The sequence below is a fragment of the Tsukamurella pseudospumae genome (assembly GCF_001575195.1).
In the GTDB taxonomy this organism is placed as follows: Bacteria; Actinomycetota; Actinomycetes; order Mycobacteriales; family Mycobacteriaceae; genus Tsukamurella; species Tsukamurella pseudospumae.
In genome coordinates this window covers 980,340-1,006,279 of record NZ_LSRF01000058.1, presented here as the reverse complement: position 1 = coordinate 1,006,279, position 25,940 = coordinate 980,340, and the positions used below count along the sequence as shown (strand labels likewise).

General features: G+C 70.0%; 25 protein-coding genes, 1 tRNA gene and 3 pseudogenes. 17 read left to right on the top strand and 12 right to left on the bottom strand.

All coding sequences use genetic code 11. The annotated features are described in order from the left end of the window. Positions 1-123: 123 nt before the first annotated feature. Genes mfd through AXK60_RS23420 form a run of 3 tightly spaced genes read left to right on the top strand, consistent with a single transcriptional unit; the run spans position 124 to position 5,454 of the window. On the top strand, positions 124-3,708 hold the full coding sequence (gene mfd / locus AXK60_RS23430; RefSeq protein WP_231855654.1) for a transcription-repair coupling factor: 3,585 nt from the start codon (positions 124-126) through the stop codon (positions 3,706-3,708). Further along, positions 3,705-4,679, top strand: coding sequence for a nucleoside triphosphate pyrophosphohydrolase (locus tag AXK60_RS23425; RefSeq protein WP_068747029.1), 975 nt, complete (start codon positions 3,705-3,707; stop codon positions 4,677-4,679). Before mfd ends, AXK60_RS23425 begins: the two co-directional genes overlap by 4 nt. 46 nt (positions 4,680-4,725) lie before the next feature. Further along, positions 4,726-5,454, top strand: a complete 729-nt coding sequence (locus AXK60_RS23420) for a lytic transglycosylase domain-containing protein (RefSeq protein WP_068574933.1) — start codon at positions 4,726-4,728, stop codon at positions 5,452-5,454. Positions 5,455-5,458: 4 nt separating this feature from the next. Here AXK60_RS23420 and AXK60_RS23415 read toward each other — a convergent pair whose 3' ends face one another. The 5 genes from AXK60_RS23415 to AXK60_RS27250 form a co-directional block, all read right to left on the bottom strand. Further along, the gene (locus AXK60_RS23415; protein WP_068574932.1) at positions 5,459-5,761 is read right to left on the bottom strand and encodes a MerR family transcriptional regulator; all 303 of its coding nucleotides are present in this window, start codon (positions 5,759-5,761) and stop codon (positions 5,459-5,461) included. Positions 5,762-5,904: 143 nt separating this feature from the next. Continuing rightward, the gene (locus AXK60_RS23410) at positions 5,905-6,246 is read right to left on the bottom strand and encodes a hypothetical protein (RefSeq protein ID WP_068574931.1); all 342 of its coding nucleotides are present in this window, start codon (positions 6,244-6,246) and stop codon (positions 5,905-5,907) included. Positions 6,247-6,301: 55 nt separating this feature from the next. Next, entirely contained in the window at positions 6,302-7,099 is a 798-nt protein-coding gene (locus AXK60_RS23405) for a DoxX family membrane protein (RefSeq protein WP_068574930.1), read from the bottom strand. Positions 7,100-7,136: 37 nt separating this feature from the next. Then, positions 7,137-7,346, bottom strand: a complete 210-nt coding sequence (locus tag AXK60_RS23400; protein WP_068574929.1) for a CsbD family protein — start codon at positions 7,344-7,346, stop codon at positions 7,137-7,139. A gap of 45 nt (positions 7,347-7,391) precedes the next feature. Beyond that, entirely contained in the window at positions 7,392-7,562 is a 171-nt protein-coding gene (locus AXK60_RS27250) for a hypothetical protein (RefSeq protein ID WP_156485786.1), read from the bottom strand. A 220-nt stretch (positions 7,563-7,782) separates the two neighbouring features. Here AXK60_RS27250 and AXK60_RS23395 point away from each other — a divergent pair, with 220 nt between their 5' ends. Continuing rightward, the gene (locus tag AXK60_RS23395; protein ID WP_068574928.1) at positions 7,783-8,001 is read left to right on the top strand and encodes a hypothetical protein; all 219 of its coding nucleotides are present in this window, start codon (positions 7,783-7,785) and stop codon (positions 7,999-8,001) included. A gap of 59 nt (positions 8,002-8,060) precedes the next feature. Here AXK60_RS23395 and AXK60_RS23390 read toward each other — a convergent pair whose 3' ends face one another. Beyond that, positions 8,061-8,438, bottom strand: coding sequence for a hypothetical protein (locus tag AXK60_RS23390; RefSeq protein WP_068574927.1), 378 nt, complete (start codon positions 8,436-8,438; stop codon positions 8,061-8,063). A gap of 197 nt (positions 8,439-8,635) precedes the next feature. Here AXK60_RS23390 and AXK60_RS23385 point away from each other — a divergent pair, with 197 nt between their 5' ends. Next, positions 8,636-9,082 (top strand): pyrimidine dimer DNA glycosylase/endonuclease V, encoded by a 447-nt coding sequence (locus AXK60_RS23385; RefSeq protein WP_068574926.1) that lies wholly within the window; start codon positions 8,636-8,638, stop codon positions 9,080-9,082. 6 nt (positions 9,083-9,088) lie between these two features. On the opposite strand, the gene AXK60_RS23380 is transcribed toward AXK60_RS23385, so the two are convergent. Continuing rightward, positions 9,089-9,160: transfer RNA gene (locus tag AXK60_RS23380), tRNA-Gln, on the bottom strand. Positions 9,161-9,291: 131 nt separating this feature from the next. Between AXK60_RS23380 and glmU the strand changes: the two genes are divergently transcribed. The 6 genes and pseudogenes from glmU (at position 9,292) to AXK60_RS23350 (ending at position 14,589) form a co-directional block, all read left to right on the top strand. Next, positions 9,292-10,743 (top strand): bifunctional UDP-N-acetylglucosamine diphosphorylase/glucosamine-1-phosphate N-acetyltransferase GlmU, encoded by a 1,452-nt coding sequence (gene glmU, locus AXK60_RS23375; RefSeq protein ID WP_068574925.1) that lies wholly within the window; start codon positions 9,292-9,294, stop codon positions 10,741-10,743. Next, complete coding sequence (locus tag AXK60_RS23370; protein ID WP_068574924.1) at positions 10,740-11,717, top strand: ribose-phosphate diphosphokinase; 978 nt, start codon at positions 10,740-10,742, stop codon at positions 11,715-11,717. Before glmU ends, AXK60_RS23370 begins: the two co-directional genes overlap by 4 nt. Positions 11,718-11,723: 6 nt before the next feature. Further along, entirely contained in the window at positions 11,724-12,026 is a 303-nt protein-coding gene (locus AXK60_RS23365) for a DUF1905 domain-containing protein (protein ID WP_082778213.1), read from the top strand. A gap of 10 nt (positions 12,027-12,036) precedes the next feature. Further along, positions 12,037-12,378, top strand: coding sequence for an arsenate reductase (glutaredoxin) (arsC, locus tag AXK60_RS23360; protein ID WP_068575318.1), 342 nt, complete (start codon positions 12,037-12,039; stop codon positions 12,376-12,378). A gap of 9 nt (positions 12,379-12,387) precedes the next feature. Further along, positions 12,388-13,275 (top strand): LysR family transcriptional regulator, encoded by an 888-nt coding sequence (locus tag AXK60_RS23355; RefSeq protein WP_068574923.1) that lies wholly within the window; start codon positions 12,388-12,390, stop codon positions 13,273-13,275. Positions 13,276-13,409: 134 nt separating this feature from the next. Beyond that, positions 13,410-14,589: pseudogene (locus AXK60_RS23350) on the top strand (NAD-dependent formate dehydrogenase). A 57-nt stretch (positions 14,590-14,646) separates the two neighbouring features. Here the strand turns inward: AXK60_RS23350 and AXK60_RS23345 are convergent. Together AXK60_RS23345 and AXK60_RS23340 are read right to left on the bottom strand one after the other, a co-directional pair. Further along, a pseudogene (locus AXK60_RS23345) lies at positions 14,647-15,669 on the bottom strand (FUSC family protein). A gap of 28 nt (positions 15,670-15,697) precedes the next feature. Then, entirely contained in the window at positions 15,698-15,889 is a 192-nt protein-coding gene (locus AXK60_RS23340) for a hypothetical protein (protein ID WP_068574922.1), read from the bottom strand. Between the two features lie 176 nt (positions 15,890-16,065). On the opposite strand from AXK60_RS23340, the gene AXK60_RS23335 reads away from it, so the two are divergent. The 5 genes and pseudogenes from AXK60_RS23335 (at position 16,066) to AXK60_RS23310 (ending at position 22,881) form a co-directional block, all read left to right on the top strand. Further along, positions 16,066-17,073, top strand: coding sequence for a Dyp-type peroxidase (locus AXK60_RS23335; RefSeq protein ID WP_425315231.1), 1,008 nt, complete (start codon positions 16,066-16,068; stop codon positions 17,071-17,073). Then, entirely contained in the window at positions 17,070-17,867 is a 798-nt protein-coding gene (locus tag AXK60_RS23330) for a family 1 encapsulin nanocompartment shell protein (protein WP_068574921.1), read from the top strand. The genes AXK60_RS23335 and AXK60_RS23330 overlap by 4 nt, the downstream gene beginning before the upstream one ends. A gap of 62 nt (positions 17,868-17,929) precedes the next feature. Next, on the top strand, positions 17,930-20,515 hold the full coding sequence (locus AXK60_RS23325) for an ATP-dependent Clp protease ATP-binding subunit (RefSeq protein ID WP_082778212.1): 2,586 nt from the start codon (positions 17,930-17,932) through the stop codon (positions 20,513-20,515). Positions 20,516-20,517: 2 nt separating this feature from the next. Continuing rightward, positions 20,518-21,261, top strand: coding sequence for a hypothetical protein (locus tag AXK60_RS23320; RefSeq protein ID WP_068574920.1), 744 nt, complete (start codon positions 20,518-20,520; stop codon positions 21,259-21,261). 315 nt (positions 21,262-21,576) lie between these two features. After that, positions 21,577-22,881: pseudogene (locus AXK60_RS23310) on the top strand (serine/threonine-protein kinase). 49 nt (positions 22,882-22,930) lie between these two features. On the opposite strand, the gene AXK60_RS23305 reads toward AXK60_RS23310, so the two are convergent. The 3 genes from AXK60_RS23305 to AXK60_RS23295 are packed head-to-tail and all read right to left on the bottom strand — an operon-like array spanning position 22,931 to position 25,109. Next, positions 22,931-23,770 carry a dienelactone hydrolase family protein gene (locus AXK60_RS23305; protein WP_068575315.1) on the bottom strand — a complete coding sequence of 280 codons (840 nt, stop codon included), beginning with the start codon at positions 23,768-23,770 and terminating at the stop codon, positions 22,931-22,933. Between the two features lie 38 nt (positions 23,771-23,808). Continuing rightward, a complete protein-coding gene (locus tag AXK60_RS23300; RefSeq protein WP_068574917.1) occupies positions 23,809-24,627 on the bottom strand; it encodes an LLM class F420-dependent oxidoreductase in 819 nt (272 codons plus the stop codon). A 38-nt stretch (positions 24,628-24,665) separates the two neighbouring features. Beyond that, the gene (locus AXK60_RS23295) at positions 24,666-25,109 is read right to left on the bottom strand and encodes a limonene-1,2-epoxide hydrolase family protein (RefSeq protein WP_175400098.1); all 444 of its coding nucleotides are present in this window, start codon (positions 25,107-25,109) and stop codon (positions 24,666-24,668) included. 237 nt (positions 25,110-25,346) lie between these two features. Here AXK60_RS23295 and AXK60_RS23290 point away from each other — a divergent pair, with 237 nt between their 5' ends. Further along, positions 25,347-25,937, top strand: coding sequence for a 50S ribosomal protein L25/general stress protein Ctc (locus AXK60_RS23290; protein ID WP_068574915.1), 591 nt, complete (start codon positions 25,347-25,349; stop codon positions 25,935-25,937). Positions 25,938-25,940: the final 3 nt, after the last annotated feature.

The following is a 25,940-nucleotide window of genomic DNA, read 5'->3' as shown; positions in this document are numbered from 1 at the left end:
ACCTGTCAAGGCCCGGGTCGAGATGTCGGACCCCGCCCATAGACTGGTCGGGTGTCCAACGCCGCCCCCACGCACGTTCCAGCCCTCTCCGGACTGACCAGGGCGGTCGCCGCCGATCCCGACATCGCCGCCTTCGCCGCCGCCGCGGGCCGGCGGAACCTCACCGTCACCGCGGTCGACGGTGCGCGGCCCTTCCTCGTCTCCGCCCTCGCCGACCGCTCACCCGTCCTCGTCGTCACCGCCACCGGGCGCGAGGCGGACGACCTGACGTCCGAGCTCCGCGAGATGCTGGGCGACGGTGCCGTGGCCCAGTTCCCCAGCTGGGAGACGCTCCCGCACGAGCGGCTCTCCCCCGGCGCAGACACCGTCGGGCGGCGGCTGCAGGTGCTGCGCCGCCTGGCGCATCCCGACGACGCGCAGTACGGCGAGCCGCTGCGCGCCGTCGTGGCGACGGTCCGCTCGCTGGTGCAGCCGATGGCGCCGGGGCTGGGCGACGCACCTTCGATCACGTTGCGGGAGGGCGTCGAGCACGACTTCGACGAGCTCATCGAGACATTGGTCGAGCTGGCGTACACGCGGGTCGACATGGTGGGCAAGCGCGGCGAGTTCGCCGTGCGCGGCGGCATCCTGGACGTCTTTCCCACGACCACCGATCTGCCCGTGCGCGTGGAGTTCTGGGGCGACGAGATCACCGACCTGCGCGCCTTCTCCGTGGCGGATCAGCGTTCGCAGCCCGAGGTCGAGGTCGGCACCGTGCACGTCTACCCGTGCCGCGAGCTGCTGCTCACCGCCGCGGTCCGCGACCGGGCGGCGGAGCTCAAGGCGGAGCACGCCGCCGACGCGGCGCTCGTGGAGATGCTCGAGAAACTCTCCCAGGGCATCCCCGTCGAGGGCATGGAGGCACTGATCCCCGCACTCGTCCCCGGGGAGTTGCAACTGCTCACCGACGTGCTGCCCGCGGCCGCGCACGCCCTGCTGCTCGATCCGGAGAAGATCCGCACCCGCGCAGCGGATCTCGGCCGCACCGGGCAGGAGTTCCTGGAGGCGTCCTGGACCGCGGCCGCGCTCGGCTCGGCCGCGCCGCTCGACCCGAGCGGAATGAACCTGGGCGCCAGCGCCTACCGCGACCTCGACGAGGTGCGGAAGTCGGCCGCCGCACGGGGTGTGCCCTGGTGGACGGTTTCCCCGCTGGCCTCCGGCCCCGAGGCCGACGACGACCACCTGATCATCCGCGCCGAACACGCGCCCGCGCCACGGGGATCCGAGGCGGAGGCGGAGAAGCTGTTCGCCACGCTGCGTGCGCACGCCGCGTCCGGCGGCACCGGCGTCATCGTCGTGGCGGGCCAGGGCACCCGCGCCCGCATCCTGGAGCGGCTGCGCGACGCCGAGGTCCCCGCCGCCGAGCTCGACGCGGGCGCCGCCCCGAAGGCGGGCACCGTCGGCGTCCTGCGCGGCAGCCTGCAGACGGGCCTGACCGTCCCGTCGGAGAAGCTCGTCCTGCTCGCCGAGCCCGACCTCACGGGTAACCGGGTGGCGGGCGTCGGCGACGGCCGGCGGCTGCCTGCCAAGCGCCGCAACCAGGTCGACCCGCTGGCCCTCACGGCGGGCGACCTCGTGGTGCACGACGAGCACGGCATCGGCAAGTTCGTCGAGATGATCGAGCGCACCGTCGCGGGCGCGCGGCGCGAGTACCTCGTCATCGAGTACGCGCCCGGCAAGCGCGGCCAGCCGGGCGACAAGCTCTTCGTGCCGATGGAGTCGCTCGACCAGCTCTCGCGGTATGTCGGCGGCGAGATGCCCGCCCTGTCGAAGATGGGCGGCAGCGACTGGCAGAACACCAAGCGCAAGGCGCGCAAGGCCGTCCGTGAAATCGCCGGCGAGCTGGTGCAGCTGTACGCCGCCCGCAACGCCGCGCCCGGCCACGCCTTCGCCCCGGACACGCCGTGGCAGCGCGAGATGGAGGACGCCTTCCCGTTCACCGAGACCGTCGACCAGATGACCGTGATCGGCGACGTCAAGGGCGACATGGAGAAGGCGGTCCCGATGGACCGCGTGGTCATCGGCGACGTCGGCTACGGCAAGACCGAGATCGCCGTGCGCGCCGCCTTCAAGGCCGTCCAGGACGGCAAGCAGGTCGCGGTTCTGGTGCCGACCACCCTTCTCGCACAACAGCACCTGAAGACCTTCGAGGAGCGGATGCAGGGCTTCCCCGTCACCGTGAAGGGTCTGTCCCGGTTCACCGACAAGCTCGAGACCCGGCAGGTCCTCGAGGGCCTGGCCGACGGCAGCGTCGACGTGGTGGTCGGCACGCACCGACTGTTGCAGACGGGCGTGCGGTGGAAGGACCTGGGGCTCGTGGTGGTCGACGAGGAACAGCGCTTCGGCGTCGAGCACAAGGAGCACATCAAGGCGCTGCGTACCAACGTCGACGTGCTCACCATGAGCGCCACGCCGATCCCCCGCACACTGGAGATGAGCATGGCCGGCATCCGCGAGATGTCGACGATCCTCACCCCGCCGGAGGAGCGCCATCCGGTGCTGACCTACGTGGGCGCGTACGACGACAAGCAGGTGGCCGCGGCGATCCGGCGCGAGTTGCTGCGCGACGGCCAGGTGTTCTACGTGCACAACCGGGTCAGCTCGATCGACCGCGCCGCCAAACACATCCGCGACATGGTCCCCGAGGCGCGCGTCGTGGTCGCGCACGGCCAGATGGGCGAGGAGGCCCTCGAGAGCACCGTGCAGGGCTTCTGGAACCGCGAGTTCGACGTACTCGTGTGCACCACGATCGTCGAGACGGGCCTGGACATCTCGAACGCGAACACGCTCATCGTCGAGCGGGCGGAGAACCTGGGCCTGTCCCAGCTGCATCAGCTCCGTGGGCGCGTGGGCCGCTCCCGCGAGCGCGGCTACGCCTACTTCCTCTACCCCTCGGAGAAGCCGCTCACCGAGACCGCGTACGACCGCCTTGCGACCATCGCCCAGAACAACGACCTCGGTGCGGGCATGGCCGTGGCGATGAAGGACCTCGAGATCCGCGGCGCCGGCAACGTGTTGGGTGCGGAGCAGTCGGGCCACGTGGCCGGGGTCGGGTTCGACCTGTACGTGCGGCTCGTCGGCGAGGCGGTGGAGGCCTACCGCGCCGCGGCGGACGGCAAGCCCATCGTCATCGAGGAGGAGCAGAAGGAGGTGCGCATCGACCTCCCGGTGGACGCGCACATCCCGCCCGACTACGTCACCAGCGACCGATTGCGCTTGGAGGCGTATCGCAAACTGGCTGCGGCGCACGACGATGCGGCCGTCGCCGAGGTGCTCACCGAGCTCACTGACCGCTACGGTCCGCCGCCCGTCGAAGTGGAACGACTGGCCGCGATCGCACGCCTGCGATCGCTGGCGCGTGCCGCCGGCGTCACCGAGATCATCGTGACCGGCACCAACCTGCGCGTCTCCCCGATGGAGCTGCTCGATTCGCAGCAGATGCGTCTCAAGCGGCTCTACCCCGGCGGGTCCTACCGCGCCGCGACGCGCACCGTCACCTTCCCGCTGCCGCGCGTCGGCGGTGGCGGCGTGGGCAGCGATCGGGTGCGCGACATCGAGGTCCTCCAGGCCGTCGCCGACTTCCTCGCCGCGATGGCGGGCAAGGGAGCCGGCTATTGGCGGCTCGACCAGCCGCCGCGCGTCGAGGCGACGTCCGGGGCGCCGGCGTGACCGGCGGGGGCGGCACCGTCGTCCTGGTGAACCCCGCGGTGCCCACCCTGCTGCCCGTGGCGGCCCTGAGGCACCTGGGCGGACCCGTGCACTACACGGAGGAATTGCCCGTGGGGCTCGTGTGGCATTTGCCCGCGGGGCGCCCGGTCCTCGGCGCGGACGTTCCGCCGGGGGCCACGATGCTCACCTCCGACGCCGGGCACCCGGCCGCGATCGCGCTCCGCGAGGCGGGCGCCGACGTGATCGCGGCGCCCGCGCCCGCCGGGCTCGCCGTGCTCGACACCGTCGCGCTGATCGATCGGCTGCGGCGCGAGGGGCCCTGGGAGTCCGAGCAGACCCATTCCAGTCTGTTGCGCTACCTCGTGGAGGAGACCTACGAGGTCGCCGATGCCGTCGCCGCGCTCGACGATCCCGAGACCGACGAGGAGGCCGGGTCGCGGGCGGCGGCGGAGCTGCGCAGCGAGCTCGGCGACCTGCTGTTGCAGGTCGTCTTCCACGCCCGGATCGCCGAAGAAGGTGCGCATCCGTTCGGCATCGACGACGTTGCCCGCACCCTGGCCGCCAAGGTGCGCAGGCGCACGCCGCACCTCGCCGACGGTGCCGCGGTCGACGTCGCGACGCAGGCCGAGAACTGGGAGCGCCAGAAGCGTCTGGAGCGCGGCGAGCGGGACTCCGTTCTGGACTCGATCTCGCTGAGCCAGCCCGCGTTGGCCCTGGTCGCGAAGGTCTTCGAGCGGCTGCGCACCGTCGAATTCCCCGCCGAGCTGGTCCCCGAGGATGTGCGCACGGTCACCGTCGACCCCGAGCAGCAGGACGCGGCTTTCGAACTGGACTACCGTCGGCGCGTGCTCGCGTTCATGGACCGGGTGCGCGCAGCCGAGACTGTGATGGCCGCGGGCGGGGTAGAATCATGGGTCGCCGCCTGGGACGACGATCACGTCGGGAACCCCGAGGCGCGAACCGGACGTTGACCTCGCGTTCGGTTTTCCGCAGTCGAAGAGAGTTCACGGCCTTCCCATGATCAGTTCCCGCATGCGTGCGGCGCTCGTCGTCGGCGTCGCGTCGACGGCGCTCGCCGCCTGCGGCGTGATCTCCCCGCGCCCCGAGATCCCGCAGGGCATCCCGCCCGGGGCCGGCGCGCCGGTGCCGCTGATCAACGTGAACGGGCCCGGCCGCACCGCCGAGCTCCTGCGCGACTGGGCCACCCCGATCAGCGTGGCCACCGGGATCCCCGTGATCTCCCTCGAGGCCTACGGCAACGCCGCCGAGGCATTGCGTCAGCGCACGCCCGAGTGCGGCATCACCTGGACCACGCTCGCCGGGATCGCGTTCATCGAGAGCAAGCACGGCACCTACCACGGGGCCACCGTCGCGGCGAACGGTCAGGTCTCCCCGCCCATCCGCGGCGTTCCGCTGGACGGGACGAACGGCAACCAGGAGATCCTGGCCACGGGCACCGATCCGCACCGCCCGAACGCGAAGTACGACGCGGCGATGGGACCGTTCCAATTCATCCCCGAGACGTGGAAGCGCTTCGGCGTGGACGCCAACGGCGACGGGAAGGCCGACCCCGACAACATCGACGACGCCGCGATGACCGCCGCGCGGTACCTGTGCGTGTCCGGGAAGGACCTCACCACCGCGGCGGGGTGGGAGAAGGCCGTGATGGTCTACAACCAGTCCCGCAAGTACGTGCTGGACGTGCGCGATGCCGCGGCGGCGTACTCGGTGAACGTCCAGCCCTAGAGGGCTATTCGGCTCCCGCGCGGCAGGTGTCGAGCTGCGCCCGCAGGTCCGCGCACTCGTCCTCGAGACTGAGGATCCGGTCGACGCCGGGCAGATTGACGCCCGTCGCGACGAGCTCGGTGATCCGCCGGATCCGTGCGATGTCGTTCTCGCTGTAGCGGCGCGTGCCGCCCGCGGTGCGGTGCGGCCGGATGAGGTTGCGCCGTTCGTAGAGCCGGAGCGTCTGCAGGCCGACCTCCGACAACTCCGACGCCACCGAGATGCTGTACACACCGAGATCGGAGCGCACGCGATGCGAGTCCGTCATCGCACTCCTCCTTCGGGTCCCTCCGCGCCGCATCGTCGATGCGATACGCCGCGAGGAAGCGAAAACCTGCTCCCGACACTGTAGATCTTCAGGACCGACCCGTGGTGGACCACCCGCCGATCCGGCCCGACGCGCGGGCCGGATCAGCTGTGCGGCGGGAGCTCCACCAGGGGCGGCAGGTCCGCGACCGCGGCGTCGTAGGCGTCGATCAGCCACGCGGCGGACCTGTCCGCCACCAGGGTCGACGGCCCGTCGGCCAACGCACCGTCGAAGAACCGGACCCGCCAGGGCCTGCCCGCGTCCTCGTCCGCGAGCCCGACCAGCTCGTCGTTGTTGGTGGCGAGCAGGTAGCGGCCGAGCTCGAAATCGACGCGCAGGGCGTACTGACCGTCGATGTTCTCCACCCGGGCGTCGCGCTCGGTCGAGACCTCGAGGGCGTGCAGGGCGTCCGTGTAGCGCCCGGTGAACTCTGGCCTGCGGGGCACGGGCACCTCGATTCGTGTAGCCCTACCCCGACCGAATCAGGCCGGGCGCCCCACATTACGCGATCGCACGCCGTCGATCCGCCACCACCTCGAACGCCTCGTCTCGCAACGTATGGAGCCGCTCGCTCGCCGCGCTGAGCAGATCCGACGCCGTGTCGGCGGCGTCTGCGAGCACGGGCCGTGCCCGCTCCGCGGCGTCGGTCAGCACCGGCTTGGCCTTGTCGACCGCGTCGGTGACCACGGGCTTGGCCCTGCCCACCGCGTCCGTGATCGCCGGCTTGGCACGCTCGATCGCGTGCGCACCGTATTCCTGTGCGGCATGTGCCCGTTCGCGCCAGACACTCTCGTCTCCGTGGTGCTCGCCGTGCGGCGCGATCGCGGAGACGGTGTCCGAGACCCGTTCCGACGCACGCTGCGCCGCGCGGCGGGCTCGCCAGGTGGCACCGGGCCTGCCCTCCGTGTCGAACCCCGCGATGAGCAGTCCGCCCAACAGCGACAGGTTCTTCACGAAGTGCAGCTGCTGTTCACGCCGGATCTCGGGGTCGGACTCCCGCCAGAACGGGTGGTCGACGGCCGTCGCGGGGACCAGGGTCCCCGCGAGGGTCAACGACGAGGCCCGAGGCAGCCGGCCGGTGGCGAGCAGCAGCCCGCCGCCGAGCTGAACACCCGAGTTGATCCGCAGCCAGGTCCGGGCACTTGTCGGGATCACCGTCGAGTCCGGCAGGGACTCAGTGGCCTTCTCGACGAGCGGCGCGACGGTATCCGCCTTGTGCCCCGGATCGCTCGTCAGACCGGTGTACCCGGTGTAGACGAAGAACGATCCGAGCAGGGGTCGTGCGATCCGTCGAATCATGTCCAGCTCCCATCGTCGTGGGGTCGGCGGGTGGCGCTCACTTGCCGGAGAGCTTGTCCTTCACCTCGTCGACTCCCTCCTTGACCTTGTCCGCGACGCCTGCGATCTTGTCCTTCACCGAGGCCTCCGCCTGGTCGCCGCGGCCCTCGTTCTTGAGGTCCTGATCGTCGAGTGCGGAGCCCGCCGCCTCCTTGGCGCGGCCCTTGATGTCCTGTGCCTTGTTCTTGGCGTCGTCGCTGAAGCTCATGGTTGTCTCCTTCGAGAAGAGGGTCCGTTGGGTACTGCTCGACGGTCAGCCGACCGGCGCGCCCAGCATGCTCACGATCAGGGGCACGATCATCAGCCCCAGAGTGAGCACGAGCAGGACGACGATCACGACTCCGCTGCGCGGATGAAGAACGAGGGGTGGAGCCGCCGGAGCCGGCTCGGCCGAGCCCGCTGCCGTGGTGCGATGCTTGTTCATCTCTCGCTCCCATCCGAAAATCTATGTCGTATCGAGCAGATTTCACGTTATGGCTGAAGCTCATTGTTGTCAACCTCTGCGACAGGAAATGGCGCGATCGCGATCGCCGAGCACCGGACCGACCTGCGCGGAAACGGTTCCTGAGAATTCGGGGAACACTGCCAGCGCAGACCCATGCCCCTGACAACCGACTGACAGGTTCGCGGCGCATCGTCGAATCATGAACATCAGCCGAAAGACCCTCGCCACGGCCGGATTCCTCGCGGCCACCGCCACCTTCGCCTTCACCCCGGCCATCGCGGCCGCCGACACCCCCTCGATGTACGACTCCTGCAGCTCGACCCAGGAGGGCCAGCGCATCACCACCGCGAACGGCGACGTGCTCGAGTGCGTCGAGGTGGACACGGGCACGGGATACGACTGGGAAGCGCCCAACTGACGACTCGACGGTGACGCGGTTCCCCCTTCCGCGTCGTCGTCCCGCCGAGGCGCGGGCCGCTAGACCTCGAGTCCGGCGGCCCGCGCCTGCTGCTTGATCCGGCCCATCTCGGACGTGTTGCCGATGAGCGCGATCCAGTTGTAGACCAGCAACGAGATCAGACCCCACCAGCCCGCGAGCAGATTGTGCGTTTGCGCGGCCCGGTACGCGGCGCGCACGTCCGCGTACGAACCGGTGACATAGGAGTCCTGCCACTGCGCCAGGATGATCAGCCCGGTGTGCTTGCGGAACTTCGCCTGGAACACGGGGCCCTGCGCGGGATGCGGGTACTGCTGCGGCGGGTACGGCTGCTGCGCGTACTGCTGATTCGGGTACGGCTGCTGAGGATGGCCGTTCTGGGGGTACGGCTGCTGCTGGTACGACTGCTCCGGATTCATGACGCCATTGCGCCACCGCGCTCTTACGCGGGGCTTGCAGCGGGGTTGGGCCCGTGGACATTCCGGACGATTCACCCGCGCCGCCGCGCGGGACGACCGGAGCGGGCGCTGAAATGTCACCCCAGGCGGCGCCGATCCGGCGTGTCGCGGTGCCGGCGCCGCCGGGCGCGACATCTCAGCGGGCATAGGTTGTAGCGATGAGGATCTGGTCGGTGCACCCGCGCTACCTCGACCGGCAGGCGCTCGTCGCCTGCTGGCGCGAGACGCTGCTCGCGCAGGCCGTGCTGGCCGGCCGGACGAAGGGCTACACGCAGCACCCGCAGCTGCAGCGATTCCGGGCGACGCCGGAGCCGCTCGGCACGGTCGGCTCCTACCTGGCCGCGATCGCCGACGAGGCCGATGCCCGCGGCTACAACTTCGACCGCTCCCGGATCGACGAACCCGCCGCGACCGTGTCGCCGATCGATGTCACCATCGGACAGCTCGACCTGGAGTGGGCCCACCTGATGGCGAAGCTCGACGTCCGCAACCCGGACGTCGCGGCGCAGTGGCGCGGCGTCGAACGGCCGGACCCGCACCCGAGCTTCCGGGCCGTGCCCGGCGAGGTCGAGAGCTGGGAACGGGCGCGACCTGCTGGAACGTGAAAACTGCTCTCCCGCCAGGACTCGAACCTGAAATGTCTGAACCAAAATCAGAAGTGTTGCCGATTACACCACGGGAGACCGGGACCGAATGCGATTCGGAACCGTCGCCAAGCATTGTGCCACGGACCGTGACCGGCGCGGACTCTCGTAGGATCGCACCCGACGCTCGACGCGAACGCACGACACGGCACGAGACCTCAGGAGCAGCGATGGCGAACGGTACAGCGGTGGTGATCCTCGCCGCGGGCGCGGGAACGCGGATGCGGTCGAAGACCCCGAAGGTGCTGCACACGATCGCCGGGCGCACCCTGTTGGGACACGCCCTGCACGCGGCCGCCGGGACGCGGCCGGACCACCTCGTCGTGGTCGTGGGCCACGATCGCGACCGCGTGTCGGCGGCCGCGCTCGGCACCGCGGACGAACTCGATCACGCGATCCTCGTCGCGGTCCAGGCGGAACAGCGCGGCACCGGCGACGCCGTGCAGGCCGGCCTCGGCGCGCTGCCGGACGATTTCGCAGGCACCGTCGTCGTGACGGCCGCGGACGTACCGCTTCTCGACACCACGACACTGCAGGAGCTCTTGGACACCCACACCGACGGTGCCGGCGCCGCGGTCACCGTGCTGACCACCGCCGTCGCGGATCCCACCGGTTACGGCCGGGTCCTGCGCACGCAGGACGGGCAGGTCACGCAGATCGTCGAGCAGAAGGACGCGACCCCGGAGCAGCTCGCGATCACGGAGATCAACTCCGGCGTGTACGCCTTCGACCACGTCCACCTCGTCTCCGCGCTCGCGCAGCTACGGCCGGACAACTCGCAGGGCGAGCTGTACCTCACGGACGTGATCGGCATCGCGCGCGCCGCGGGCCAGCTCGTCCGCGGCGACCACGTCGACGACGAGATGCTGGTGGCCGGCTGCAACGACCGGATCCAGCTCTCCCAGCTCGGCCGCGAGATGAACCGGAGGATCGTCGAGGGGCATCAGCTGGCCGGCGTCACCGTCATCGACCCGGAGAGCACCTACATCGACGTCGACGTCGAGATCGCCCAGGACGTCACCATCGAACCCGGCTCGCACCTGCGCGGGGCGACCGTCATCGCGGAGGACGCCGTGATCGGGCCCGACACCACCCTGGTCGACACCGAGGTCGGCGCCGGCGCGACCGTGCTCCGCAGCGAGGTGCACCTGTCGGCGATCCGCGAGAACGCGACGGTCGGCCCGTTCAGCTACCTGCGACCGAACACCGACCTGGGGCCGAGGGGCAAGATCGGCGCGTTCGCCGAGACCAAGAACGCGCAGATCGGCGCCGGGAGCAAGATCCCGCACCTGAGCTACATCGGCGACGCCACCGTCGGCGAGGGCAGCAACATCGGCTGCGCCACGGTGACGGTGAATTACGACGGGGTGAACAAACACCGAACGGTGATCGGCGACCACGCGCGCATCGGATCCGACACGATGCTCATCGCCCCGGTGGAGGTCGGCGACGGCGCGTACACGGGAGCGGGTACCGTGATCAAGCGCGACGTGCCACCGGGAGCCCTTGCGGTGTCCGCCGCGGATCAGCGCAACATCGAGGATTGGGTACTGCACAAACGCCCGGGCACGAGCTCGGCGGACGCGGCCCAGCAGGCTATCGCGAGGATTGACGAGCAGTGAGCAACTGGATCGATAACCAGAAGAACCTGATGCTGTTCGCGGGTCGTGCCCACCCCGAGCTGGCGCAGCAGGTCGCCGACGAGCTCGGTATCGAGGTCACACCGCAGACGGCACGCGATTTCGCCAACGGCGAGATCTTCGTGCGTTTCGAGGAGTCCGTGCGCGGCAGCGACGCGTTCGTCCTGCAGAGCGCTCCGTACCCGGTCAATCAGTGGATCATGGAGACGCTGATCATGATCGACGCGCTCAAGCGCGGCTCGGCGAAGCGGATCACCGCGGTGCTCCCCTTCTACCCCTACGCCCGCCAGGACAAGAAGCACCGCGGCCGCGAGCCGATCTCGGCCCGCCTGGTCGCGGACCTCTTCAAGACGGCGGGCGCCGACCGGATCATCACGGTCGACCTGCACACCGACCAGATCCAGGGCTTCTTCGACGGCCCCGTCGACCACATGCACGCGCAGACGATGCTCGCCGATTACGTGCGTGAGCACTACGGTACCGAGAACATGGTCGTCGTCTCCCCCGACGCCGGCCGCGTCAAGGTGGGCGAGAAGTGGGCCGACGCCCTCGACGGTGCGCCCCTGGCCTTCGTGCACAAGACCCGCGACCCGAACGTCGCGAACCAGGTCAAGAGCAACCGCGTCGTCGGTGACGTGGCCGGCCGCACCTGCGTCCTCATCGACGACATGATCGACACCGGCGGCACCATCGCCGGCGCCGTGGGCGTGCTCAAGGAGGCCGGCGCGAAGGACGTGATCATCGCGACTACGCACGGCGTCTTCTCCGAGCCCGCCACCGAGCGGCTCGCCAACTGCGGTGCGCGCGAGGTGATCGCCACCAACACGCTGCCGATCCCGCCGGAGAAGCACTTCGAGAACCTCACCGTGCTCCCGATCGCACCGCTGCTGGCCCGCACCATCCGCGAGGTCTTCGAGAACGGCTCGGTGACGAGCCTCTTCAACGGCAACGCGTAGCCCGCCGTGACGGGCGTGCGGGGCGACTTCCGGGCCGAGATCTGGCTCGCGGAATCGACCGGCGCCTGGCACTTCGTCTCGCTCCCGAACCACCTGGCCGACGAGATCGCCGACACCGTCGACGGATCCAGGCCGGGGTTCGGGAGCGTTCGCGTCTCCGTCACCATCGGCGCGACCACGTGGGCCACGTCGATCTTCCCGGACGCCAAGCGCGGCACCTACGTGCTGCCCGTGAAGAAGGCGGTGCGCGCCGCCGAGCGCGTGGAGGCCGGCGACACCGTCTCCGTCGAACTCACGGTGGCAGACTAGATTGGGCGACATGGACGCGACGATCTACCACAATCCCCAGTGCAGCAAGTCCCGCCAGGCACTCACCCGCCTCCAGGAGGCGGGGGCGACGGTGACGGTGGTCAAGTACCTCGATCAGGTCCCGACGAAGGCGGAGCTGACGAAACTGATCGACGATGCCGGGCTCACCGTCCGGCAGGCGGTCCGCACGCGCGAGGCGGAGTACAAGGAGCTCGGACTCGCGGACGCCACCGACGACGCCCTGCTCGACGCGATGGTCGCGCATCCGCGCCTCATCGAGCGGCCCTTCGTCGTGACGGCCAAGGGCACGCGCATGGCCCGTCCCACCGAGGCCGTCGACGAGATCCTGTAGCGCGGAGAGATGCTCTTCCGGCAGCTCGAGTACTTCGTCGCCCTCGCCCGCGAGCAGCACTTCGCCCGCGCCGCGAGCGCCTGCTACGTCTCGCAGCCGGCACTGTCCGAGGCCATCCGCAAGCTCGAACGCGAGCTGAAGGTGCCGCTCGTGCTGCGCGGTTCCTCCTTCGAGGGCCTGACCCCGGAGGGCGAGCGGCTCGTGCCCTGGGCGCGTCGGATCCTCGCCGACCGCGACGCCCTCGAGCACGAGGTCACCGCACTGCGCACGGGACTCACCGGCGAGCTCGCGCTCGGCGTGATCCCCGCCGCCGCGACCTCGGCCGCCCTACTCACCGACCCGTTCTGCACCGCCCACCCGCTCGTGCGGATCCGGGTGCGGGCGGGGCTGCGCTCCGCCGACATCGTCGAGCGGATCCGCCGATTCGAGCTCGACGCCGGCATCGTCTACCGGGACGGAGTCGACACCGACGGGCTGTCCGTGACCCCGCTCTACACCGACCGGCTCGCGCTCATCGCCCGCGAGGACCTCCTCCCCGACGGTGACGGTCCCCTCGCCTGGACGGATGCCGCGCAGTTGCCGATGTGCCTGCTGCACGAGGGCATGCACGGCCGGGACCTCGTCGACGGGGCCGCCCGTGCGCACGGGGTGCGACTGTCGCCGCGCCTCGAGGCCGACTCCGTCGCCACGCTCCTCGCGATGGTCGGGGCCGGGCGGTGGGCCTCGATCGTGCCCCGTGCCTGGATCGCGACGTACCGCGCACCGTCGGGCACGCGGACCGTCGAGCTCGAGGATGCGGACGGGCTCGCGACCCCGGTGGCCCTCGTCCGCGGCGCGGGTGAGCCCGAGTCGGTGCTCGCGCGGGCGCTTGCGGAGAGCGCGCGCCGCGACGCGTGAGCCCCGATCAGGGGTGATCGGCGCCGCCTATCGACCGAACGGATTCCGGTATTGGACGCGCCCCCGAAACTCGCGGGAGAGTGGTTGCAGAGGGACGAAATCAATTCTCCCCCTCAACTATTCGAGGAGCGATCATGGCGAAGATTCTGTGTGTACTGTACCCCGACCCGGTCACCGGCTACCCGCCCGAGTACGCCCGCGACTCCATCCCGCTGATCGAGGCGTACCCCGGCGGCCAGACGATCCCCCTCCCCCGCCGCGATCGACTTCACGCCCGGTGAGCTGCTCGGCTGCGTGTCCGGCGAGCTCGGCCTGCGGAAGTACCTGGAGGCCGCCGGCCACGAGTTGATCGTGACCTCCGAGAAAGACGGGCCCGAGTTCGAGCGACACCTGGCCGAGGCCGAGGTCGTCATCTCGCAGCCCTTCTGGCCCGCCTATCTGTCCGCGGAGCGGATCGCGAAGGCGCCGAACCTCAAGCTCGCGCTCACCGCCGGCATCGGCTCCGACCACGTCGATCTGGACGCCGCGATCAGGGCCGGGATCACCGTCGCCGAGGTCACCTACAGCAACTCGATCAGTGTCGCCGAGCACGCCGTCATGCAGATCCTCACGCTGGTCCGCAACTTCGTGCCCTCGTACAAGTGGGTGATCGAGGGCGGCTGGAACATCGCCGACTGCGTCGAGCGCGCCTACGACCTCGAGGGCATGGACGTCGGCATCATCGCCGCCGGCCGCATCGGCCAGGCCGTGATGCGCCGGCTCGCGCCGTTCGGCGTGCGGCTGCACTACTTCGACACCCGCCGCCTGCCCCGTGAGCTCGAGCAGGAGCTGAACCTGACCTACCACGACTCCGTCGAATCGCTGGTCCGCTCGGTCGACGTGGTCGACATCCACGCCCCGCTGCACCCGAAGACCTACCACATGTTCGACGCCGACCTGCTGGCGACGATGCGTCGCGGCAGCTACATCGTCAACACCGCGCGCGCCGAGATCGTGGTCCGCGACGACATCGTCGCCGCCCTCGAGTCCGGACAGCTCGCCGGGTACGCGGGCGACGTCTGGTTCCCGCAGCCGCCGGCCGTCGACCACCCGTGGCGCACCATGCCGCACCACGCGATGACCCCGCACGTCTCCGGCACCACCCTCTCCGCTCAGGCCCGGTACGCCGCGGGCACGCGCGAGATCCTCGAGGACTTCTTCGCCGGGTCCGCGATCCGCGACGAGTACCTCATCGTGGACGGCGGCGCGCTCGCCGGCGTGGGCGCGAGCTCGTACACGTCGGACGGTTCCGCCAGCCCCGGCGCGAAGGTCTGACCGGTTCGACGGTGCGCGGCCGAGCCCGGCGTCCTCCGACGGGGCGTCGGGCGCGGCTCAGGCCCGGCGTTCGGACGGGCTGCGCACCAGCAGTGCCACCGCGACGCCGACGACCACGCCGATCAGGGTGTCGATGCCGCGGTAGAGCAACATCCGCAACGGATCCGACGGGTCCGCCAGCTCGGTCATCAGCATGATCAGCGGGGTGAAGAAGCCGATCGCGACGGCGTAGTGCCGCGCCATGTACAGCTCGGTCGGAAACAGGAGCGCGATCGCGATCAGAGCCAGCGCGGTGGGCTCCAGGTCCAGCGCGAGCAGACCCGCTGCCACGGCGAGCCCCACGAAGGTGCCGATGGTGCGGTGGGTGGCGCGGGTCAGCACCAGCCCGGCCTCCGCGTCGGACGGTCGGCCGGCGTCGATGACGGCGAGCGGCACGGCGGCGGCCGCCATCGCCCAGTTCGCGTGGTCGACGCCGAGTAGGACACCGGCCGCACCCGAGAGGCCGACTGCCAGGGCGTAGCGCAGGGCGTGGATACCCACGCCGGGCGCGGGCCGGCGCAGCACCATGGCGATGCCGTCCAGCCAGGGCCGCCCGCGCAACGGGCCGGGTCGGCCGAACGCGCCGATGACGATCGCGAACACCGCGGTCGCGGCGCAGATCGCGAGGGCCTGCCAGGGCGGCGCGAGACCGGCGGGCAGCGTGGCGGTGGCACCCATCGCGAACAGGAAGAAGAACGGGCCTGCGGGGCGCAGCCGCACCGCATCGGACAGGACGGAGCAGACGGTGGCGAACACGACACCGACGACCACGAGCACCCAGGGCGGTGCGTGATGGTGCGCGAGCGTGATCCCCAGGGCCTCGCCCGCGACCAGCAGTCCACCGGCCTGCACCTGATGCACGATCCGGGGCCGCCCCTTCTCGCCGCGGCCGTACATGCCCGCGAAGGCGCCGAACTCGGCGTACACGAGAAGCTCGGGACGGCCTCAGGCGATCAGCAGCAGACCGGGGATCAGGAGCGCGACGGCGACGCGAAGGGCGTGTCCACTGTCGCGCAGGTCGGGTCGGAAGCGCTCGGGCAGCCGGATCGGGGCCGGCCGCGCGCCACCGCTATCCGGTCGCGACAAGGATCGCGGCGATCACCGCGAACAGGGCCGACCCCACGACCGCTCCGGCGGCCACGAGCGCGCTCGTCGTGTACGTCGCGTCGGACGCCGGGCGACGGGGCGTGGACACCGCACACGCGAATCCGAGCCCGGCGAGCGAAGCGATCCCCAGTACCACCACTGCGATCCACGTCATGTCCGGCTCCCTCCGGTCGTACGGATTCCACCCGCATCCGCCGGTGCAGAGCCGGCATCGGGTTCGCCGACCATCATCGCACGCGCGGCTTTTCGCAGCGCGGCGTACCGATCTGCTTCGACCTCCGCACCGTCCGGGGAAGGGCTAGGGTGATTTTCGTGGTTCCGAATCAAGTTGTGACATCACCGTTGACCGAGGCCGCGATGTTCGTCGTGCTCACCGTTTCGGACGGGCAGGAGGAGCGGGTTCACGACGCGTTGGACAACCTGTCCGGCCTCACCCGCTCCGTCGGATTCCGGTATCCGGACAAGCACCTCTCGCTCACCACCTCGTTCGGCTCGGACGTCTGGGATCGACTCTTCGCCGGCCCCAGGCCCACGGGGCTGCATCCGTTCATCGAGCTCGACGGTCCGCGGCACCGCGCCCCGTCGACACCGGGCGACGTGCTGCTGCACGTCAAGGCGAGCACCCTCGACATGTGCTTCGAGTTGACCTGGCGCATCCTCGACTCGTTCGGGGACGCGGTCACCGTGGTCGACGAGGTGCACGGCTTCCGCTTCTTCGACGCCCGCGACCTGCTGGGCTTCGTCGACGGGACGGAGAACCCCGAGGGCGCTGCCGCCGTGAACGCGACCGCGGTCGGATCCGAGGATCCCGACTTCGCGGGCGGCAGCTACGTGCACATCCAGAAGTACCTGCACGACATGACGGCGTGGCGGGCACTGTCGGTCGAGGACCAGGAGAAGGTCATCGGGCGCAGCAAGCTCGAGGACATCGAGATGGCCGACGACGTGAAGCCGAAGAACGCACACATCGCCCTGAACGTGATCAACGACGAGGACGGCAACCAGCTGCAGATCGTCCGGCAGAACATGCCCTTCGGCGAGCTCGGCAGTGCGGAGTTCGGCACCTACTTCATCGGATACTCCCGTGACCCGGAGGTCACGGAACGCATGCTGCGCAACATGTTCCTGGGCGACCCGCCCGGCAACACCGACCGCATCCTCGACTTCTCGACCGCACACACCGGATGCCTCTTCTTCACCCCCACCGGAGACTGGCTCGACGCCCCACCGGACCTCCCCGCCGGCGGCGCACCGTCGTCGGAGGAGACCGCGACCACCACGCCCGCCGCAACCGGCGGCTCGCTCGAGATCGGCAGTTTGAAAGGAAGTCAAGCATGAACAACCTGTACCGGGAACTGGCGCCCGTCACCCCCGAGGCTTGGGAGCAGATCGAGGACGAGGCGGCACGGACTTTCAAGCGCAACATCGCCGGCCGCCGCGTCGTCGACGTGACGGGGCCGGACGGCCCGACCGCCGCCGCCGTCGGCACCGGCCACGTGCGTTCGGTCGACGGTCCCGCGGACGGCGTTCAGGCGGACCTGCGCGAGAGCGTGCCACTCGTCCGCCTCCGCGTGCCCTTCACGTTGAGCCGCTCCGCGATCGACTCGGTCGAGCGGGGCGCGCAGGACGCCGACTGGGATCCGGTCAAGGCGGCGGCGAAGCAGCTCGCCTACGCCGAGGACCGCGCCGTCTTCGAGGGCTACCCCGCGGCGTCGATCGGCGGGATGCGCGCGTCGTCGTCGAACGCCGCCATCGCACTCCCCTCGGATCCGCTCGAGACACCGGACGCTGTGGCGAAGGCGCTGGAGGATCTGCGTCTCGCGGGCGTCAACGGCCCGTACTCCGTGGTGTTGTCCGCCGACGTGTACACCAGCATCAGCGAGACCTCCGATCACGGCTACCCCGTCCGCGAGCAGCTCAACCGGCTCGTGGACGGTGAGATCATCTGGGCGCCCGCGATCGACGGAGCGTTCGCGCTGACCACCCGCGGCGGCGATTACGAGCTGCGGTTGGGCACGGACGTCGAGATCGGCTACCTCAGCCACGACGCCGAGTCGGTGCAGCTGTACCTGCAGGAGACCTTCACCTTCCTCGCGTACACCGCCGAAGCCTCCGTGCCGCTCACCAACTGACTTCTGCGACAGAACCTCCCGTTCGAACCCGAGCCCCCGAGTACCGGAGAAAGGCAATTCCCATGAGTGAACTCGACGGCGTCTTCGACGACATCTTCCAGCGCTTCTTCGGCAACTCGGTCGGCCGCCCGGCGACGGCGCGGGTGGACCTCAACCGACTCCTCAACGACCAGGCGAAGAGCCTGCTCGCGGAGGCCCAGGTGGCCGCGGCGGACTGGGACAATTCGGAGATCACTCCGGAGCACCTGCTCTATGCGGCGGCGATGAACGAGCCGACGCGCGACGTGATCGCTCGGCTCAAGCTCGACCCGGACAAGGTCGCCGCCGCGATGCAGGCGGCGGCGCAGGCGAGCGCGAACCCGGCCGCGATGGACGGCGCACCGTCGCTCAGCCCGGCCTCGCGGCGCGCGCTGCGAGTGGCTCAGCAGCACGCGGCGCAGAACGGGCAGTCCTACGTGGGACCCGAGCACATCCTGCTCGGCATCGCCGACAACCCGGATACGGTTGCTGCGCAAGCACTCTCGGGTGGCGGTATGTCCGCGACGTCGGCGCCGGGCAAGCCGGGCAAGCCCGTCGGCGCCGGCCAGGCCACGCAGCAGGAGAGCACGACCCCGACGCTCGACGAGTACGGCCGCGACCTCACGGCCGAGGCCCGCGCGGGCAAGGTCGACCCGGTCGTGGGCCGCGCGGAGGAGATCGAGCAGACCATCGAGATCCTGTCTCGGCGACGTAAGAACAATCCGGTGTTGATCGGCGATCCGGGCGTCGGCAAGACGGCCATCGTCGAGGGGCTCGCACAACGGATCGTCAACGACGACGTGCCGAAAACCCTTGCGGGGCATCGGGTCGTCGCGCTCGACGTGAGCTCGATGGTGGCGGGCAGCAAGTACCGCGGCGAGTTCGAGGAACGGCTGACCAAGGTTCTCGACGAGGTGCGCGAGCACTCCGACGAACTGGTCGTGTTCATCGACGAACTGCACACGATCATCGGCGCCGGCGGTGGCGGTGAGGGTTCCATGGACGCCGGCAACATGCTCAAGCCCGCGTTGGCGCGCGGGGAGCTGCACGCGATCGGCGCCACCACCATCGACGAGTACCGCAAGTACATCGAGAAGGACGCGGCGCTCGAGCGACGGTTCCAGCCCGTGATGGTCAGCGAGCCCTCCGTCGACGACACGATCGAGATCCTGCGCGGCCTCATCGACGTCTACGAGGAGCACCACCAGGTGCGGTACGAGGACGCCGCACTGGTGGCGGCCGCGGAACTGTCGGACCGGTACATCACCGACCGGTTCATGCCCGACAAGGCGATCGACCTCGTCGACCAGGCCGGCGCGCGGGTCCGCTTGCGCACCAAGACCCCCGACGCCGACACCCGGTCGATCGAGGACGAGTTGGCCGCACTGCGGCGCGAGAAGGACAGCGCCGTCGAGGGCGAGGACTACAAGACCGCCGACGACCTCAAGGAGAAGATCAGTGCGGCCGAGGAGCGGCTCGCGGCCGCGGGCGGAGGCGAGCCCGAGCCCGAGGTCACCGTCGTCGACATCGCCGAGGTCGTCTCCCGGCGCACCGGCATCCCCGTCGCGGACCTCACGTCCGAGGAGCGGGAGAAGCTGCTGCGCCTCGAGGACGACCTCCATGACCGGGTGATCGGCCAGGACGAGGCCGTGCTCGCCGTCGCCGAGGCGGTCCGTCGCGCTCGCGCCGGGCTCAAGGATCCGAGCCGGCCGATCGGCTCGTTCCTGTTCCTCGGCCCCACCGGTGTCGGCAAGACCGAGCTGGCGAAGTCCTTGGCCGCCACGGTGTTCGGCGATGAGGATCGGTTGATCCGGTTCGACATGAGCGAGTTCCAGGAGAAGCACACCGTCTCTCGGCTCGTCGGCGCGCCTCCCGGCTACGTGGGCTACGAGGAGGCCGGTCAGCTCACCGACAAGGTGCGCCGCCAGCCCTACTCGGTGATCCTGTTCGACGAGGTCGAGAAGGCGCACCCCGATGTCTTCAACGTGCTGTTGCAGCTGCTCGACGACGGCCGCGTGACCGACGCGCAGGGCCGCACCGTCGACTTCAAGAACACCATCGTGATCCTGACGTCGAACATCGGGGCCGACCTGATCCTGGACGCGCCGGACGACGACTTCGAATCGGTGATCCCGAAGGTCAAGGACCGGCTGCGGGTGCACTTCCGGCCCGAGTTCCTCAACCGGATCGACGACACGGTGATCTTCCACCGGCTGGACAAGGCGCAGCTGCGCAACATCGTCGAGCTGATCCTGGACGGCACGCGTCGGCTGCTGCGCGCACAGGATGTGGAGCTGGACGTCAGCTCCACCGCGGAGGACTGGCTGGCGGACGAGGGCTTCCAGCCCCAGTTCGGAGCCCGACCCCTGCGCCGGACGGTGCAGAAGGAGCTCGACAACCGGCTGTCATCGATGCTGCTGCGCGGCGATGTCGTCGGCGGCGACACCGTGCGGGTGGACGCCGGCGACGACGGGCTGGTGCTCTCGGTCGTGGAGAAGCACGCCGACGGAACGGTCTCGGAGGGTTCGCTGCCTGCGAACGAGAAGCAGGCCGAGGCGCGCGAGGCGATCGGCGAGGAAGTCGGCGGTGACGGCGAGGGCGTCATCGCCGAGGAGGAGGGCACCTCCTAGTCGTGGACGGGCTCACCCAGTGGTGGCACGACGAGGTCATCGGCGCCCAGAAGGGCCCGTTGCTGTTGAGTTTCGTCGCGTTCGTGATCACGTTCACGGCCACCCGGACCATCACCCGGATGATCCGGGCGGGCCGCGGCCCTTTCCACAACGTCAGCGCCGGCGGGGTGCATCTGCACCACTCGACACCGGGGTTGATCCTGCTGGTGGCCGGCGCGTTCACTGCCGTCGGCGCGGTGGGCCGCCCGCCGTGGGCCTACCTGGCTGCGCTGCTCGTCGGCGTCGGCGCATCGCTGGTGCTCGACGAGTTCGCGATGATCTTCCACCTCAAGGACGTGTACTGGTCGCAGGAGGGCCAGCTGTCCGTGAACATGGTGACGCTGGCGGCGGCGTGCGTCGGGCTCGCGGTGGTCGGGGTGTCGCCCGCGAACGTTGCGGGGCTCGGCGACACCGAGCGGTGGGTACGCGGCGGCGTCGCCACGCTGCTCGTGGTGCACCTGCTGCTTGTGGCCGTCACCGCGCTCAAGGGCAAGTACCCGACGGCGCTCGTCGGGCTGTTCGCGTGGCCCGTCACCTGGGTCGCGGCCGTGCGCCTCGCCCGCCCCACTTCCCCTTGGGCCCGCTGGTTCTACTCCCCTGCGAAGATGGCCTGCGCGGCGACGCGGGCCAAGGATTTCGACAGGCGGTGGGGACCGGTCCGGAAGCGCTGGGACGACGTCATCGGAGGGCGGCCGACGAACGGCTAGGGCGCCGACGGTGCCGCGGGGCGACCGCACCGCAGGCCCGGGGCGCGGGCGGGACGTGGGATGGGGACGCGGACTGACGCGCGAACGATCGGGGGTGTGTCAGTCCTGTCGGCGATGCGCGCGGCGCATATCCTCTGACCTGCACGAACACCCGGAGGTCATACGCCGGGTGCATAACCTTGCGGCGCAAGCTGCGAACAACCGCACCGCAAGGTCGAGTCGATACCGTCTCCGACGGCGACGATCGCCGGGCGATCGGGCGGACCGTCGCGCAGGGCGAGTAGCGTGCTCGCCGAGGGACGGGGGAACGGCGCGATGGATCTGCGTGAGGGTGGCGAGTTCGCCGGGTATCGGGTCGTGCGCAAGCTCGGCGCGGGCGGCATGGGCCAGGTCTGGCTCGTGGAGAACCCGAACCTGCGCCGGCTGGAAGCGATGAAGGTCGTATCCACATCCGGCGCGGGCGACGACTTCGCCCGCCGGTTCACCACCGAAGCCCAGACCGCCGCCGGGCTCGACCACCCGAACATCGTGACCGTCTACGCGTACGGCATCGAGAGCGATGCCGCGTGGTTCACCATGAGCCACCTCGAGGGCGAGGATCTCGTCCGCGCCGGTGCGCTCCCACCCGCCGAAGTGGCCACCATCGTCGAACGCGTCGCCGACGCCGTCGACTAAGCCAACTCCCGCGGCGTCATCCACCGAGACATCAAGCCCGCCAACATCATCGTCCGGCGGGACCTCACCGGCCTGATCGTCAGAGTGACTGTTCTCGACTTCGGCATCGCCAAACTCATGGACGGCACCCATCTCACGGCCACCAATGCGTTCATCGGCACCCTCACCTACGCCCCACCCGAGTCGCTGACCGGCGGCGGCGTCGTCCCCCAATCCGACCAGTACTCCCTCGCCGCCACCGCGTATCAATTACTCACCGGCAGGCCACCTTTCGCCGGCCAAAATCCAGGCGCGTTGATGATGGCCCACATCACCGGCCCCACCCCCCACGTCGGAGATGCCGACCCCGCACTCACGCCACTCAACGACGTCATAGCCCGTGCGCTGGCCAAGGAGCCGCTGCAGCGGTTCCGCACCTCTCGCAAGTTCTCGGAAGAATTGACCGCAGCGGTCGCGCGCATGTCACATGCCACACTGTCACCGTCCGAGCAGCCAGACCCACGCGACGTCCCCACAATGATGCGGGCGCCAGCTTCCTCAACGCCCCCAATCCCTCTGGGCGCAACGAGGGTGGATCCCGCTCCTACTGACGACCGCACGGTGGATGACGCAACGATCCGGCAGATCGTGGAGCTACTCGTCGCACAGGGATCGCAGTACTGGCAATCGCTCCACGGAGAGTTTCAATCTGTGGGCGAACGCCACCAATCGGCATCGGTCACAATGGCAACCTCCTCCGGAACCTTCCGAGTTCCGGTCACGGCCCGAGTTCAGCAACTGCTGACAAGGCACCGGTATCGCGGCGGCAGCGATACCGGTGCGAGATGGAACACGCTGACGATCGACGCGAGCCCCGCCCACGGCGTAACCGTGCGGCTCGACGACAGTGACATCTCCCAGTTGCCTCCAGCAGAGGTCGCCCCCACGTGGTGGACATCGGGTTAGGTATCTCCCGCTATCCAGCCCAGGCGACCCGCTTCGGCGAGTTGCGCCCTCACACCAGCGTGTCGTGGAACAGCTGGATCACATCGTCCAGGGCCCGACGCGTGGGCTGCCCGGGCTCGTCGATGAGGTGCTCCGTCAACACCGAGTGCGGCGGGGTCAGGGCGTCGGGGTTGGCGTCGGCGTCGTCGAGTTCGACGGCGATGAAGCCGTCGCCGAGCTGTTCGCGGAGGAAGTCGAAACGCTCGCCGGGCACCATGAAGTCGCTCTTGAACCGCAGGCCCATGACCTTAAGCCCCTGCTTGGCGCACCGCACCTTCACCGTGTCGAGGTCCTGGGGCGAGATGTCGATGGTGCGGCCGGTGCCGGGGATGGGCCGGAAGGGCAGCGAGGGCTGGCTGAGCACGGGCGCGAGCATCACGTCGTCGACGGCCATGCCGAGCGCGAAGCCGCCGGTGAAACACATGCCCACGGCGCCGACGCCCTTCCCTCCGCAGCGCTCGTGCTCCTTCCGGGCGAGCGCGCGCAGCCACGTCACCACGGGCGAGGACTTGCCGGTCGCGAGGATGGTGAACTCGCGGCTCACGCACAGCGAGCCGGCGAGCTTGGCCATGCTCTTCGCCGTCCCGGCATAGCCGATCGCCTTGGGGTTCGCGGCGTCCAGGCCGGGCGTGCCGAACAGGTGCGGCAGCACCGCAGTGAACCCCGCGTCCACGACCTTGCGCGCGAAGTCCAGCACCTTCGGGGTGATGCCGGGGATCTCGGCGATCACGATCACCGCAGGTCCCGTTCCCTTTCGGTACAGGTCGTGCGTCACGCCGTCCGACGTGAAGGACTCCTTCGTGAAGTCGATGAGATGAGCGGCAGCTTCGGCTTTGAGATCCACGAGCATCATCGTGCCCCATCCACGCGGAGTCCGGGCGGCGGAACTCAGGCCAGACGGTGCGCCACGGCCTCGAGCGCCGGCCACGGATCGTCGCCCAGCGCCTGCACCGCCACGTGGTCGGCACCGGCGTCGAGATGGGCTCGAACGCCCGCCGCAACGGCGTCGCCGTCGCCGTGCACGGCCAGCACGTCCACGAGGCGGTCGCTGCCCGGTTTCGCGAGGTCGGCATCGTCGAAGCCGAGACGGCGCAGGTTGGCGACGTAGTTACGCAGGCCCAGGTAGAACTCGACGGTGCGCCGTCCGGTCGCCCGACCGCGAGCGTCGTCCTCGTCGAGGACGATCTTCTGCTCCGGCGCGAGCAGCACCCCGACGCCGAGGATCTCGCGGGCCTGCCGCGTGTGATCGGGCGTGGACAGGTACGGATGCGCCCCGGCGGTGCGGTCGGCGGCGAGCCGCAGCACCTTGGGTCCGAGGGCCGCGAGCACCGTCTGCTCCTTCGGCACGCCCTCCGCGGCGAGCACGTCCAGGTAATCGACGAGCGCCTGGTAGGGGGTGCGGTAATCGGCGGTGGCCTCGCGGTGGCCCGCGCCGATACCGAGCACGAACCGGCCCGGGTGCAGCTTGTCGATGCGGTGGAAGGCGGCGGCCGCCGAGCGGGCGTCGTCCTGCCAGATGTTGAGGATGCCCGTCGCGACCACCAGGTTCTCGGTGGCCTCCAGCAGGGCATCCACCACCGCCAGGTCGCCGCCCGGCGACCCGCCCAGCCACACCGTGCCGTAGCCCAATCGTTCCGCCCGATCGGCGAAGGCACCGTCGACCTGCGTGGCGCCGCGCCAGATTCCCAACCTGCCCAGAGTCGTCATGCTGGGTGCAACGCCGGGCCGGGGTCGGATGCTTCCCGTCACACCGCGGCGCGCGGAAGGGTCGGCCGCGCCGGGGCGTAGACGGCGCCGGCGACGGCTCGGGCGACCGCTTTGGCCACGTCGCGCACGTCGGCCTCGTCGCGCCACGCGACGATGCGGCCCCCGTCGACCTCGAACGTGCCGTGCACCCGGAACTGGAAGCACAACGGTCCGTAGACGAGGGCGGTCACGCGCTCGGTGAGCGCGGCACCGTCGGACTGCTCGGAGGCGAGCAGGACCGCCTGCATGGCGACCCGCGTGCGCGCGTGCCAGCGGAAGTGCCGCGCGATCGCCGCGCGGCCCCGCAGCGGCCTGCCGCCGGTACGCCGGTAGACCACGTTCTTCGCCAGGAGCTGCTCGGCGATCTCGTAGTCGCCGCTGCCCAGGGCATCGACGAAACGCTCGGCGACGTCCTGCGGCGACCACAGCGGGAAGTTGTTCACGGGGTCGATGGTGCCGATGTGGCGTGGACGCCGCACGAACTGGACATGACGGAACGGCGAAACTTCGATTTCACTCCTGAGCGGGGCGTTCGGTAGACTCTCCTGCGACCTTCTCGGCGAGGGCGGCCCCGGCCGCCGTGATCGACGCGAACGGCACTTCTCCCCGCGGATTCCGCGAGCGATGCAGTGCGGGCCGCCTCGACATCGTCGAGGCCGATACACCGCAGCAGGAGCATCATGTCTGACACCAACAAGCTCGTCGCCACCGTCCGTACCGAGTTCGGCAAGGGCGCCGCGCGCCGCGCCCGCCGCGACGGCCTCGTGCCCGTCGTGCTCTACGGTCACGGCACCGACCCGCAGCACTTCACCGTCGTCGCCCGTGAGTTCTCGGCGATCCTGCGCAAGGACGGCGTCAACGCCGTGCTGAACCTGGACATCGACGGCAAGGAGCAGCTCGCGCTGACCAAGCAGGTCGTCGTGCACCCGCTGCGCAACTACATCGAGCACACCGACCTCCTGGTGATCAAGAAGGGCGAGAAGGTCACCGTGTCCGTCGGCGTCGTCGTCGAGGGCGAGCCCGCCGGCGGCACCCAGGTCGCGCAGGAGCTCAACGAGGTCGAGATCGAGGCCGACGCGCTGAGCATCCCCGAGAACATCGTGGTCAACGTGCACAAGCTCGAGGCCGGCACGCAGATCACCGCCGGTCAGCTCGAGGTGCCCGCGGGCGTCTCCGTGCTCACCGACGCCGACGCCCTGGTCGTCAACGTCACCGAGATCGCGGCCGCCGCCGACGAGGCCGACGAGGCCGCCGCCGAGGCTGCCGAGTAGTTC